The following is a 13,030-nucleotide window of genomic DNA, read 5'->3' as shown; positions in this document are numbered from 1 at the left end:
TCCGAGACAATCCCTGCCGCCTTGTGCCTGTTGGAATCGATGGCTAGTCTTCGGTCCGTCGCTGGATTTCAGTGATCGGGTTTAGCAGCCTGAGTTCAATAGGCACACGGTCCACATCTGCATTTATGGTGGCTGTGCGCGGGGCACCTTCGGGTGCGCTGGTTTTCCTATTGACCGGTCTGCTAACCCGCGTACAGCTGCCACCCTACGTTTAGCAGCGTTGGTGGTCGCTCCCATGCCCAATAGGAGTTACACCATGACCAAAGCACTTCCCGATCCACCCATGGACTGCCTCGTCGTCAACGAAGACCTCAGCTTCGAAGACGCTCAACTCTATATTTCCCATCTGATCCACAGCGCCTCTGCCACCGTGTGGGACTGTTGCGATCACCTGCAACCCCACGACCGCGCCAGAATCCATGCCGCGTGGCATTTGCTGGAGATGGCCAAGACCGTGGTAAACCGCACTATCGAGTGCATGCCGCGCACCTGAAAACACTACAAAACAATGTGGGAGGGGGCTTGCTCCCGATGAGGGAGTGTCATTAATACATCTGTGACTGACCTACCTCCATCGGGAGCAAGCCCCCTCCCACATTGAGCTCTGCTGTGTTCAAAACCGAGTTCAGCGCTGGATCATGCTCTTGAGCCAACCCGTCAGCTCGACAACTGATTGGCGAACTGCCCGACCGCACTCACCACTTTTTGCGCACCGTCCTGAATTTCCACAATCACCGTACCCGCCTCGGCCGCCAGGGCCAGGCCTTGCTCGGCTTGCAGGCGACCGTCGGCCATCAGCGCAACCGCATCGCGGGCCATGTCCTGGTTCTGGCGCACTACGCCGACGATTTCCTCGGTGGCTTTGCTGGTGCGTGAAGCCAGTTGCCGCACTTCATCGGCCACCACCGCAAAGCCACGCCCCTGCTCACCGGCACGCGCTGCTTCGATGGCCGCGTTGAGCGCAAGCAGGTTGGTCTGCTCGGCGATGCCACTGATGGTCTTGACGATGCTGCCGATCACCTGGGACTGGGCATTCAGCGCCTCGATACCTTCGCCAGCCTGTTGCATGTGTTGGGCCAGGTCGCGCATCACGTCCACCGCCTGGGTGACCACGGTGGTGCCGCGCTGGGCGCTGTCATCAGTTTGCAAGGAGGTGCTGTAGGCAATGTTGGCGGCCTCGGCCACCGCTTGCTCGCGGTTAACCTGGTCGGTGATCACCGTGGCGAACTTGACCACTTTGTACAGCCGTTCGTTGGCGTCCAGCACAGGGTTATAGGTGGCTTCCAACCACACCAGGCGACCGTGGCTGTCCACGCGCTTGAAGCGCGCCGCCACGAACTCACCGGCGTTCAAGCGCTTCCAGAACTGCTGGTACTCGGCGCTGTTGTATTCCTGCGGTTCGCAGAACATACGGTGATGTTTACCCTGGATCTGCGCCAGGCTGTACCCCATGCTGCTGAGGAAGCGGTCATTGGCGGTGAGCACGTTTCCGTCCAGGTCGAACTCGATCAACGCGGTGGAACGCATCAGCGCGGTGATCAGGTTTTCATGCTCACGCGAACTCTCGATGGTGCGGGTGAGGTCGCTGGAGAACATCGAAAAATGCTTGATATGCCCCTGTGAACTGCGCACCGGCTGCACGATCGAGCGCAACCACGCTTCCTTGCCATTGCCACGCATAAGGCGCACGGCGCCGGCGAAGTGTTCGCCGCGGGCCAGGGCGTGCTTGAAGCGCAACTGAAACTCATCCTGGCGCACATGGGCCGGTACCAAGTCTTCGATTGCACGCCCCACAATCTCACTCAATGAATAAGCCAGTTCCTGCAGGAAGTTGGCATTCGCCCACTCCACCCGGCCCTCGGCGTCCAGCGTCAGGACGAGCATTTCGCTTTCCAGGCTCTCTTTCACCTGTAGCAAGCTCGACAATTCTTCGCGCAGAGCGGTCAGCTCCTGCTTCAGGCGGGTATTGAACATGGGGCACCATTAGGCAAATGGGGTGGGCGTCCTAATCTGCATCGGCGCTGGCGCAATTTTCTAAAGAGAGCTTGCAGCCCAAGTCGAACTATATTTTCAGCGCCATCAGCCCCCATTGAATCGGCACACACCCATCACTTGATATTCCAGGGTATTGAGCTTGCCGCTGGAGTCTTCATAGGTCATGCGCGACGGCACGGCGTTGCACGAGCGGATCGGCGGCGTCACGTTGACCACCTTGGCGACATCCAGATCCATGCCGTAGCGATAGGTCTGCACCTGAGGCACTGCCTTGCCTTTTTTGATCGCATAGGCGGCCATGGCTTTCTCGTTGCGCTCCATCATCAGGGCAAAGGTGCGATCCCCTCCGCCTTCGGCCAGTGCACCGAACGACAAGACCGCCGTTAATACGCCCAAACCCACTGTATGGAAGTTCATGACCAAGTCCTCGACTAAAAGTTAAGTGTCGAGACTAACCAACGAACCCTGACACCAGGTTCACCAGAACATTACGTATTTGTTAGATGGCCGTTAGTTTCCAGAATCGTAATCTTCATGCAATGCGCCTGTTATACGCCGTTTGCAACTATCAGCCTGGGCCAGATCAATAAGAACGCCTGCCTCTATAAGAAGCCGATAACTGCCATCACCGAGGAGCGCATCATGAATATTCGTCACTACACCCTTCCCTTTTCACTGATGGCCGCGTTGCCCCTGGCCGTGGCGGCAGGGCAGGAAAAGCCCGACGGTTTTATCGAAGGCAGTAGCCTGAACGTACTGGCGCGCAATTTTTACTTCAATCGCGACGATCGCAAGGGCCAATCCAGCCCCACCGGTAACGGCTATTCCGAAGCCTGGGCGCAGGGGCTGATCAGCCGGTTCGAATCCGGCTTTACCCAAGGCACCGTGGGGTTTGGCCTGGACGCGTTCGCCATGCTGGGGCTCAAGCTCGACTCCGGTGCAGGCCGTAGTGGCGGCAAGGGCTCGTTCGGCGTATTGCCGGTGGACAGCACCAATCAGCCCGAAAACCGCTACAGCAAACTCGGCGGAGCGGCGAAACTGCGTGTATTGGACACCGTGATCAAGGCCGGCGACGTATTCCCGCTGACGCCCGTAGTGGCGTACGGCGATTCACGGGTATTGCCCCAAAGCTTTCGCGGTTTCACCGTACAAAACACCAGCCTGAATGGCCTGAGCTTGCAAGGCGGACGCTTGAGCGGCATGAGCCAGCCCAATGAAAGCGGGATGAACAAAGGCTTCGCGACGTTCTATGCGGGCAAGGTCGACTCGCCTTGGATCGCCTACTTCGGCGGGGACTACCAACTCAACAGCCACCTTGGCTTGAGCCTCTACAGCAGCCGCTTGAAGGACGCCTGGGATCAGTACTACCTGGGCAGCAACGCCAACTATGCGCTGACCGACGACGTGTCACTGTTCGGCGATTTCAACTACTACAAGGCCGTGGACGAAGGCCGCAAACGGCTCGGCGAATTCGACAACAACATCTGGAGCGCCAGGCTTGGGGTCAAGGTCGGCGCCCATAGCGTGGCCGTGTCGCACCAGCGCAACAATGGCGACGATGACTTCGACTACCTGCGCCAGTCTGATTCGATCTTCCTCAACAACTCGATCCAGTACAGCGACTTCAATTCGCCCAAGGAGCGCTCATGGATGGTGCGCTACGACCTGGACATGCAGGCGTTCGGCATCCCGGGCCTGTCGTTCATGACCCGCTACGGCAAGGGCACCGGCGCCGACTACAGCAACGCCAACGCCGTGTACATGCGTCGCGATGCGGCGGGTAACCCGCTGACCGATCAACGCCGTTGGGAACGGGATATCGAGGCCAAGTACGTGGTGCAAAGTGGGCGTTTCAAGGATTTGTCCCTGCGCTTGCGCCAGGCCACCGTGCGCTCCAGCGCCTTTGAGTCCGATCTGGAAGAAGTTCGCTTGATCGCCGAATATCCACTGGCCGTTTTGTGACACTTACATTCGCTCGCGATTAACTAACATCTGTTCACAAATAGCCGGTTATCAAAATTGTAATATTGGCCTCAGCTTCTCGTTAAGTTCAACTTTCTATACTCGCGCCAACTTATTTACCGAGCACGTTCATCTCTGAAGCTTTTGTGTAGCTCCTTTGGAAAGAGATGAATTTTTAACGCCCCGCTTGGGGCGTTTTTTTTGTGCGCCGGGCTGTGCGACCGATGGTCGCAGTTGACCCTAAAGCTACTTTAGCCTTCAGACTTTTCCCACTTTGATAACAGCCGCCATAAGGACATGGGCGCCTTCTCTCCATCATTCAAGAGGTAACCCCCATGCGTATCCTTGTGATTGAGGACGAGCAAAAAACCGCTGACTATTTGCGACAGGGTTTGAACGAAAGCGGCTACGTGGCCGACTGCGCCGCCAATGGCATTGATGGCCTGCACCTGGCCGAGCAGCATGCCTACGAGTTGGTGATTCTGGACGTCAACCTGCCGGGCAAGGATGGCTGGCAAGTGCTGGAACAACTGCGCCGCAACGGCAACCAGCGGGTGATGATGCTCACGGCCCGCGGCAGGCTGGCGGACAAGATCAAGGGCCTGGACATGGGCGCCGACGATTACCTGGTCAAGCCGTTCGAGTTCCCCGAGCTGCTGGCGCGGGTGCGCACCCTGTTGCGGCGCAGCGAACACATCCCCCAGCCGGAAGTGTTCCGCGTCTCGGACCTGGAACTGGACCCGCGTCGCCACCGCGCCTATCGCGGCACTCGGCGCATCGACCTGACCACCAAGGAATTCGCCCTGCTGCAGGTGCTGATGCGCCAGAGCGGTGAAGTGCTGACCCGCACGCAGATTATTTCGCTGGTATGGGACATGAATTTCGACTGCGACACCAATGTGGTGGAAGTCTCCATCAGCCGCCTGCGCGCCAAGGTCGACGACCAGAGCGAGGTCAAGCTGATCCACACCATTCGCGGCGTCGGCTACGTGCTGGAGGCGCGTCCATGAAAACCGGCAGCCTGTCGATGCGCCTGGGTTTGACCGTCAGCCTGATGGGCGCGGGCCTGGTCTTGCTGCTGGCCACCCTGGCCTACCTGGCCCTCACCCATGAACTGGAAAAACTGGCGCGCAAGGGCCTGGAAAGCAAGATGGAGCAGCTCCAGCACAGCCTGTCCCTGGGGCTCGACGCCCAGGCCATTCGCGCTCGTCCCCATGCGCTGCTGGACCTGGTCATCGGCCACGACAATTTCTACCTGACTATCGTCGGCACCGCGCCCGACACCCGCGTGTTACTGAACATCGGCGCCAAGCCCCAATCGCCGTTGCTCACCGACTTCAAACCGCGGGAAACCCTCGGCTACCTGAACTGGACCGACAGCGACGGCAACCAGGTGCTCAGCGCCTCCAGCCTGATGCGCCTGGCCAGCGGTGAACGCGTGCGGGTGCTGCTGTCCCTGGACCGCAGAGACGACCAGGCACTGCTCAGCGCCTATCTGCGCGCCACGCTGATTGCGCTGCCGCTGCTGTTGATACTGATCGGCATGGGTGCCTGGTGGTTGGTACAACGCGGCTTGGCGCCGTTGAAGCAATTCAGCCAGGTGGCGGCGAAGGTCACCACCCAGGACCTGACACACCGTTTGTCCGTCGACAATTTGCCCCACGAACTGGGGGAACTGGCCCAAGGCTTCAACGTGATGCTCGACCGCCTGGATGCGGGCGTACAGCAACTCTCGCAATTCTCCGATGACCTGGCCCACGAACTGCGCGCCCCGCTGACCAACCTGATGGGCAAGGCTCAACTGACCCTGTCGCGCCAGCGACCGCCGGAGGAATACAAAGCGGTGCTGGAATCCAGCACCGAAGAGCTTGAGCGCCTGGGGCGTATTGTCAGCGACATGCTGTTCCTTGCCCAGGTCAGCCATCCGGCGGCGCGGGCGTCATTCACCGACGTATCCCTGGGGCAAGAGGCCGAGCGAGTGATGGAGCTGTTTGCCCTGAGTGCCGAAGACAAGCAAGTCACCCTGAGCCTGCGCGGCGAGGCCTGGGTGACGGGGGATCGTCTGATGATCCAGCGGGCGATTTCCAATTTGCTCTCCAATGCCATACGCCATACGCCAGAAGGTTCGAGCATCCTGCTGTTGGTGGAAACCTATGGCCAGAGCGTGTCGCTGTCGGTGGGCAACCCCGGCCGAGGCATCGACGCGCACCACCTGCCGCACCTGTTCGAACGTTTCTACCGCGCCGACAGCAGTCGTACCCGCGCCGAAGGCGGCAACGGGCTGGGGTTGGCCATAGTGAAATCGATCATGCATTTGCATCAGGGGCATGCTCATGTCACCAGCCAACCTGGGCGTTTCACACGGTTTAGCCTGGTGTTTCCTTTGCAAACAACAGAGATCTCATGTGGGAGGGGGCTCGCCCCCGATGGCAGTGTGTCAGTCAACACATGTATCAACTGACCTGCCGCTATCGGGAGCAAGTCGAATCGTCGCACCGCCCCTCCCACATTGGTTGTGTGGTGCATTCAAGATTGTTATTCGGCCTCTTCTTCACGGCGATGAGCCCATTGGTACAACGCCGGTAGCACCAGCAACGTCAGCAAGGTCGAGGAAATAATCCCGCCAATCACCACCGTCGCCAACGGGCGTTGTACTTCGGCGCCGGTGCCAGTGGCGAGTGCCATGGGGATAAACCCGAGGGACGCCACCAGCGCAGTCATCAGCACCGGGCGCAAGCGGGTCAGCGCGCCTTCGTGGATCGCCACCGCTAACGAGCGCCCTTCTTCGCGCAGGTTGCGGATAAAGGCGATCATCACCAGGCCGTTCAGCACCGCCACACCCGACAAAGCGATAAAGCCCACCCCCGCCGAAATCGATAGCGGAATATCCCGCAGCCACAGCGCCATGATTCCACCAGTCAACGCGAACGGAATCCCGGTGAACACCAGCAAGCCATCCTTGAGGTTGTTGAACATCATGAACAGCAGGCCGAACACCAGCAGCAACGCCACCGGCACCACGATACGCAGGCGCTCGGAGGCTTCTTTCAACTGCTCGAATTGCCCGCCCCAGGTGGTCCAGTAACCGGCGGGCACTTTCACCTGAGTGGCAATGGCCGCTTCGGCTTCCTCGACAAACGAGCCGATATCACGCCCACGCACGTTGGCGCTGACGATCACCAGGCGCTTGCCATTCTCGCGACTGATCTGGTTGGGGCCCAGCACCAGGTCGAGGCTGGCGACCTGGGACAAGGCGATAAAGCCCAGTTGTCCCGAGGTACTACCGGCCAGCGCCGGCACCGGAATCAATAACCGTGACAAGCCTTCGATGTCTGTGCGCAGTGCGTCGGACAAGCGCACGACCATGTCGAAACGCCGATCACCTTCGTACAACGTACCGGCCTGACGCCCACCGACGGCGACAGCGATGGTGTCCTGCACATCGCCCACATTCAGGCCAAAGCGAGCGGCCTTGTCGCGATCGATATTGATGGTCAGCACCGGCAGGCCGGAGGTCTGTTCCACCTTCACTTCCGAGGCGCCGTTGAGCTTTTGCAAGGTCTCGGCGATTTCCCCGGCAGTGGTGTTGAGCACCGCCATATCATCGCCAAACACCTTCACCGCCACATCGCTGCGCACCCCGGAAATCAGCTCGTTGAAACGCAGCTGGATCGGTTGCGACAGCTCATACACGCTGCCCGGCACAATCGCGCTGGCGCGTTGGATGTCGGCAATGATCGCCTCGCGTGACTTGCTCGGGTCCGGCCATTGGTCCTTGGGTTTGAGCATCACGTAGCTGTCGGAGATGTTCGGCGGCATCGGGTCGGAGGCGATTTCCGCCGTACCGGTGCGCGCAAATACCCGCTCGATTTCCGGCACTTCGGCCAGCAAGGTTTTTTCCAATTGCTGCTGCATCTGCACCGATTGCGTCAGGCTGGTGCCAGGTACGCGCAGCGCCTGCTGGGCGAAGTCGCCCTCGCTGAGGCTGGGGATAAATTCGCTGCCCATACGGCTGGCGACCAGGCCCGATACGACGATGGTCAGCAGCGCCAGGCCAAATACCAAGGGGCGGCGCGTCATCACCCAATTGAGCACTGGGTCATACACCCGGCGTGCGCTGCGCATGACGAAGTTTTCTTCTTCCTTGACCTTGCCGGTGACGAACAACGCAATCGCCGCCGGTACGAAGGTCACCGACAGAATCATCGCGCCGAGCAAGGCAATCACCACCGTGAACGCCATCGGGTGGAACATCTTCCCGGCCACCCCGGTAAGAGCAAAGATCGGCAGGTACACCACCATGATGATCAGTTGCCCGAAGATCAGCGCCCGTCGCGCCTCTTTGGCAGCAGCGAACACTTCGTGCAGGCGCTCACTGCGGGTCAGCAGGCGGCCGTAACGCTGCTGCGCATGGGCCAGACGACGGATGGCGTTCTCGACGATCACCACCGCACCGTCGACGATAATGCCGAAGTCCAGCGCACCAAGGCTCATCAGGTTGGCGCTGACTTTGTTGGTGAACATGCCGGTGAAGGTGAACAGCATCGCCAGCGGAATCACCATCGCCGTGATCAGCGCCGCACGGATATTGCCCAGGAACAGGAACAACACCGCCACCACCAGCAACGCACCTTCGAAGAGGTTCTTCTTCACGGTGGCGATGGCTTTTTCCACCAGGTTGGTGCGGTCGTAGACGGTGACCGCCACCACGCCTTCGGGCAGTGAACGGTTGATCTCCTCGAGCTTTTTCGCCACTGCCTGGGACACGCTGCGGCTGTTCTCACCGATCAACATGAACACGGTGCCCAGTACTACTTCGCGGCCGTTTTCGGTGGCGGCGCCGGTGCGCAGCTCGCGGCCAATGTCGACCTGGGCCACGTTGCGCACACGAATCGGGGTGCCGTCCGAGGTGGTGATGACAATGTTGGCGATGTCATCGATAGACGCCACTTGCCCCGGCGCGCGGATCAACAACTGTTCGCCGCTGCGCTCGATATAACCGGCACCGACATTGGCGTTGTTGCGCTCCAGCGCGGTAACCAGGTCATTGAGCGTCAGGTTGTAGGCGGCCAGGCGCTTGGGGTCCGGTGCGATCTGATATTCCTTGGCGAAGCCGCCAATGGTATTGATCTCGGCCACGCCCGGCACGTTGCGCAACTGCGGTTTGATGATCCAGTCCTGGATCACCCGCAAATCGGTGGGGGTGTAAGGCGTACCGTCCTCTTTGCGCGCACCGTCCTCAGCTTCCACGGTCCACAGGAAAATTTCCCCAAGCCCGGTGGAAATCGGCCCCATCGCGGTTTCGATGCCATCGGGCAATTGCCCGCGGGCCACTTGCAGACGTTCATTGACCAGTTGGCGGGCAAAAAACAGGTCGGTGCCGTCCTTGAAAATCACCGTGACCTGGGACAAACCGGAACGCGACAGCGAACGCGTCTGCTGCAAGCCGGGCAGACCGGCCATGGCGGTTTCGATGGGAAAGGTGATGCGCTGCTCGGTTTCCAGCGGCGAAAAACCGGCGGCCGCCGAGTTGATCTGCACCTGCACGTTGGTGATATCGGGCACCGCGTCGATGGGCAGTTTCTGATAGCTGGCGATGCCGACACCGGCCATCAACAGCACCGCCAGCAACACGATAACGCGCTGCTCGATGGCGAATTGGATAAGGCGCTCAAACATGGGGAATCACTCGCAGATCAATGGGCGTGTTCGGCCGAGCCTTTGCCCAGTTCGGACTTGAGGATGAAGCTGCCAGCCGTCGCCACTTGCGCACCGGCCTCCAGGCCCTGACGCACTTCGACGTAGCCGTTTTCGCTGACGCCCAGTTCAAGATGGCGGGTGATAAAGCCTTCTGCAGTGCGCACGAACACCGAGGGTTTGTCCTCGACGGTCTGGATGGCGGCTTGTGGTACGGTGACCTTGGCCTGGTAGGTATCGGTGGCGACTTGCACGGCCACGAATAAACCAGGACGCCAGGCGTCGTCGGGGTTGGGCACCGTCACACGCACGGTGGCGGTACGCGTTTGCTCGCCGAGCAAGTTGCCGACATACGCCACGGTGCCCAGCACTTCGGTGCCCATTTCCGTCGAGCTGACTTTTACTGGTTTGCCTACACGAACCTTGTTCAAGTCCTTGGGAAAGACACCGAAGGTGACCCACACCTGAGACAGGTCCGAGAGCGTGAATGCGTTGCTGGTTTCACTGACCACCTCGCCCACGCCCAGGTGTTTTTCCACCACCACCCCGGCGAACGGCGCCCGCAGTTCATAGCGATTGCCACCGGCCAGAACTGCGCTGCCGCTGAGGGCGGTCATCTTTTGCCGGGCATTGTTCAGGGCGATTTCGGCTTCTTGCAGGGTTTGCCGCGCCAGCAGGTAATCCTGCTCGGCGGAGATTTTGTCCTGCCACAACCGGCGCTCGCGCTCAAAGGTGGTACGCGCCAGTTCGACCCGGCGCTGGCTGGCCGCCAACTCACTGCGCTGGTCGGAAATCTGCTGGCTGGCGATCACCGCCAACAGCTCGCCTTTTTTTACCGACTGGCCCAGATTGACGTTCACCGCTTCCACCACGCCCGCAGCCCGGGGCACGATGTGAGAGGTACGGTCTTCATCAAAACGCACCTCGCCGGGCAGCGTCAGCACCGTGCTGATCGAGCGCGGTTGCGCCTGGGCCAGTTGAATACCGGCGGCCTGGATCTGCTGCTCGGTGAGTTCAAGTTTGCCTTCTTCTTCCTCGGCGTGGGCCAAGCCCGATAGCAGCAGGCCCAAGGCGACGGCGAGCGCCATGCCATGTTTTTTGTTCATCAGGGAACTCCAGGAAAAATCAAAACCGGGCGAGGTCGCCGTAAATTCGTTCGATACGCACCCAGGCGTCGGTGGCCTGGGCCGTCGCCGCGAGGTACTGGGTGCGGGCCGCGATCAAGGTACGCTGGGCGTCGAGCACGTCGAGAAAGTTGAACTTGCCCATCTCGAAACCACGGGTGGCGCTGTCTACCGCGCTCTGTGCGGCAGGCAGGATCTGTTGGTTGAACGCACGCACTTCGGTGTTCGCCGTTTGCCACAGGTCCAGGGCCTGGCGGGTTTCGGTGCGTAGGCGCAGCTCGGCGGCGTTGCGCAGGTCGCGGGCCTGGTCGGCGCGTCGAGTGGCCGCGAGGATGTTGCCCTGGTTGCGGTTGAACAGCGGGATCGGCATCGACACGCCCACCAGGTTGACCCGCTCGCGCACGCTGGCGTCGTACTGGCTGCCAATGGACACATCCAGGTCCGGAATGCGCTGGGCTTTTTCCAGGCCCACGCTGGCTTCGTTCTGCACAATATTGAGTTCGGCCAGGCGCAGTTCGGCGGTTTGCTCAAGACGTGCCAGCAAAGGCGCGGCGGCGGGTAACGCCGGCGCGGAGGTGTTTGGCGTGGCGACGGCCTGGAAGTCGGTGGCCGCACTGCCGGTGCTGGTGGCCAGGCGACGGTAGGCATCAGTGAGGCCAATCTGTGCGCGGTTCAATTCCAGGCGGATTTCCGACACCTGCACCTGGGCGCGGGTGGCTTCCACCGGCGACGACTTGCCGGCGGTGACACGCCCGTTGGCGACCACCAGGCCGCGCTCGGCAAGCGTCATGGAGCGTTGCGCCAGGTCGAGGCGCTCCTGGGCGCGCAGGGCGCCGTAGTAGCTGTCGATGACCTCGGCGCGCAACAGGTTGCGGCGCTGCTCCAGAGTCAGCGCGGCGGCATCCTGGGCACGGGTAGCCACCTCGACGCGCGCACCACGCTTGCCGCCCAGTTCCAGGGTCTGGCTGAGTTTGATACTGGTGGTGCGGCTGTTGCGGCGGGTGTCTTCGGCATCCCAGGAGGCCACCGGGTTGGGGATCAAGCCGGCCTGCTGGCGGCCGCCCTGGGCGATGTCGATTTCCCATTGTGCGGCCGCCAGGTCCGGGTTGTTGGCGAAGGCGGTTTGCAGCGCTGCATCGAGGGTGAGGGGTTGTGCCTGGGCGGCGTTTGCGGATATCCACAATGCCAATGCTGCCGCCCCCAACAGTGTTCTAACGGAAATTGCCATAACGAGAGTTCCACGCCCATGAAGTCGCTGAGGTGTCCCAGCGGGGGCAATGTAGCTGTCGGTACTTATCAGGGCCGTGGGTGAAAGATTACAAATCCGTTAGCCAGGCTCAGGCATGCACGTCGTCGTGATCGTCATGCTGAAAACCCTCGCCCTCGACCTGGATCGTGGCATGGGAAATATCGAATTGCTCGTGCAGTAACTCCGTCACTCGGCTGAGGATCTGCTGCTCAGTGCCCTGGGATGCATCCGCGACCAAATGCGTACTCAGCACATTCTTGCCACTGGTGAGGGCCCAGATGTGCAGGTCGTGCACGTCCCTGACCCCAGGTACGCTGCGGATGCCCTGCTCCACCTGCTCGATATCGACGCCTTCCGGCACACCTTGCAGCAGGATATTCATGCTCGCCTTGAGGAGGGTCCAGGTGCGCGGCAAGACCCAAAAGCCGATGGCGGCCGCGACCACGGAATCGACCCACCCCCAGCCGGTGAACATGATCACCAGCGCGGCAATGATCACGCCGACGGAGCCGAGCATGTCGCTCCAGACTTCCAGATAGGCACCCTTGACGTTAAGGCTCTCGCCGCTGGCCGCGCTGAGCAGGCGCATGGAGATCAGGTTGACGACCAGCCCCAGCAGCGCAATCACCAACATGCCGGTGGACTGGATCTCGGCGGGCGTCTGCAGCCGCAGGTAAGCCTCGTACAAGATGTAGAACGCCACGGCGAACAGCAGCAATGCATTGAACGCAGCCGCCAGAATCTCGAACCGCGCATACCCGAAGGTGCGCTTGCGATCTGCCGGGCGCTTGGCGACCTGGATCGCCACCAGGGAAATCGCCAGGGCCAGGGCGTCGGTCATCATGTGCGCCGCGTCCGACAACAGTGCCAGGCTGCCGGTGATAAAGGCGCCGATGACTTCGGCCAGCATGAAGCTGCCGGTCAGCCCCAGGGCGATCCATAACTTGCGTTCGTGGCCGGCGCGTACTTGGGCGTGGCTGTGTCCTGCGCTCATGGGATGTCC

General features: G+C 60.8%; 9 protein-coding genes and 2 pseudogenes. 4 read left to right on the top strand and 7 right to left on the bottom strand.

Going from position 1 to position 13,030, the window contains the following annotated elements:
- The first annotated feature begins 256 nt into the window (after positions 1-256).
- Positions 257-493, top strand: a complete 237-nt coding sequence (locus tag FW800_RS21810; RefSeq protein ID WP_122733193.1) for a hypothetical protein — start codon at positions 257-259, stop codon at positions 491-493.
- Positions 494-657: 164 nt separating this feature from the next.
- Here FW800_RS21810 and FW800_RS21805 read toward each other — a convergent pair.
- The 3 genes and pseudogenes from FW800_RS21805 to FW800_RS21795 form a co-directional block, all read right to left on the bottom strand.
- Positions 658-1,089, bottom strand: a pseudogene (locus FW800_RS21805) (methyl-accepting chemotaxis protein); the annotation flags it as partial.
- Positions 1,090-1,197: 108 nt separating this feature from the next.
- Positions 1,198-1,884, bottom strand: a pseudogene (locus FW800_RS21800) (PAS domain-containing protein); the annotation flags it as partial.
- Positions 1,885-2,079: 195 nt separating this feature from the next.
- Entirely contained in the window at positions 2,080-2,412 is a 333-nt protein-coding gene (locus tag FW800_RS21795) for a DUF2790 domain-containing protein (RefSeq protein ID WP_446438449.1), read from the bottom strand.
- Between the two features lie 225 nt (positions 2,413-2,637).
- On the opposite strand from FW800_RS21795, the gene FW800_RS21790 reads away from it, so the two are divergent.
- From FW800_RS21790 to FW800_RS21780, 3 genes are all read left to right on the top strand, one after another.
- Positions 2,638-3,957: an OprD family porin gene (locus FW800_RS21790; RefSeq protein ID WP_446438448.1), complete on the top strand. Its 1,320-nt coding sequence runs from the start codon at positions 2,638-2,640 to the stop codon at positions 3,955-3,957.
- A gap of 335 nt (positions 3,958-4,292) precedes the next feature.
- Positions 4,293-4,967, top strand: a complete 675-nt coding sequence (locus FW800_RS21785; RefSeq protein WP_005784544.1) for a heavy metal response regulator transcription factor — start codon at positions 4,293-4,295, stop codon at positions 4,965-4,967.
- Positions 4,964-6,418: a heavy metal sensor histidine kinase gene (locus FW800_RS21780; protein ID WP_103734681.1), complete on the top strand. Its 1,455-nt coding sequence runs from the start codon at positions 4,964-4,966 to the stop codon at positions 6,416-6,418. Before FW800_RS21785 ends, FW800_RS21780 begins: the two co-directional genes overlap by 4 nt.
- A 74-nt stretch (positions 6,419-6,492) precedes the next feature.
- Here the strand turns inward: FW800_RS21780 and FW800_RS21775 are convergent, their stop codons facing one another.
- The 4 genes from FW800_RS21775 to FW800_RS21760 all read right to left on the bottom strand — a co-directional run bounded on the left by FW800_RS21775 (position 6,493) and on the right by FW800_RS21760 (position 13,021).
- Positions 6,493-9,636 (bottom strand): CusA/CzcA family heavy metal efflux RND transporter, encoded by a 3,144-nt coding sequence (locus FW800_RS21775; RefSeq protein WP_446438447.1) that lies wholly within the window; start codon positions 9,634-9,636, stop codon positions 6,493-6,495.
- A 17-nt stretch (positions 9,637-9,653) separates the two neighbouring features.
- Entirely contained in the window at positions 9,654-10,760 is a 1,107-nt protein-coding gene (locus tag FW800_RS21770; protein WP_446438446.1) for an efflux RND transporter periplasmic adaptor subunit, read from the bottom strand.
- A 19-nt stretch (positions 10,761-10,779) separates the two neighbouring features.
- Entirely contained in the window at positions 10,780-12,006 is a 1,227-nt protein-coding gene (locus tag FW800_RS21765; protein WP_446438445.1) for a TolC family protein, read from the bottom strand.
- A 109-nt stretch (positions 12,007-12,115) separates the two neighbouring features.
- Complete coding sequence (locus FW800_RS21760; RefSeq protein WP_248131917.1) at positions 12,116-13,021, bottom strand: cation diffusion facilitator family transporter; 906 nt, start codon at positions 13,019-13,021, stop codon at positions 12,116-12,118.
- Positions 13,022-13,030 lie beyond the last annotated feature (9 nt).

The organism is Pseudomonas sp. 910_23, assembly GCF_052850795.1.
The sequence above is the reverse complement of the archived record's forward strand: the minus strand, read 5'-3'. Positions and strand labels throughout refer to the sequence as shown.

Excerpts from the sequence above, each read along its gene's own strand:
- FW800_RS21765 (WP_446438445.1), bottom strand. The coding sequence starts at position 12,006 with ATGGCAATTTCCGTTAGAACACTGTTGGGGGCGGCAGCATTGGCATTG.
- FW800_RS21810 (WP_122733193.1), top strand. The coding sequence starts at position 257 with ATGACCAAAGCACTTCCCGATCCACCCATGGACTGCCTCGTCGTCAAC.
- FW800_RS21780 (WP_103734681.1), top strand. The coding sequence starts at position 4,964 with ATGAAAACCGGCAGCCTGTCGATGCGCCTGGGTTTGACCGTCAGCCTG.
- FW800_RS21770 (WP_446438446.1), bottom strand. The coding sequence starts at position 10,760 with ATGAACAAAAAACATGGCATGGCGCTCGCCGTCGCCTTGGGCCTGCTG.
- FW800_RS21775 (WP_446438447.1), bottom strand. The coding sequence starts at position 9,636 with ATGTTTGAGCGCCTTATCCAATTCGCCATCGAGCAGCGCGTTATCGTG.
- FW800_RS21790 (WP_446438448.1), top strand. The coding sequence starts at position 2,638 with ATGAATATTCGTCACTACACCCTTCCCTTTTCACTGATGGCCGCGTTG.
- FW800_RS21760 (WP_248131917.1), bottom strand. The coding sequence starts at position 13,021 with ATGAGCGCAGGACACAGCCACGCCCAAGTACGCGCCGGCCACGAACGC.
- FW800_RS21795 (WP_446438449.1), bottom strand. The coding sequence starts at position 2,412 with ATGAACTTCCATACAGTGGGTTTGGGCGTATTAACGGCGGTCTTGTCG.
- FW800_RS21785 (WP_005784544.1), top strand. The coding sequence starts at position 4,293 with ATGCGTATCCTTGTGATTGAGGACGAGCAAAAAACCGCTGACTATTTG.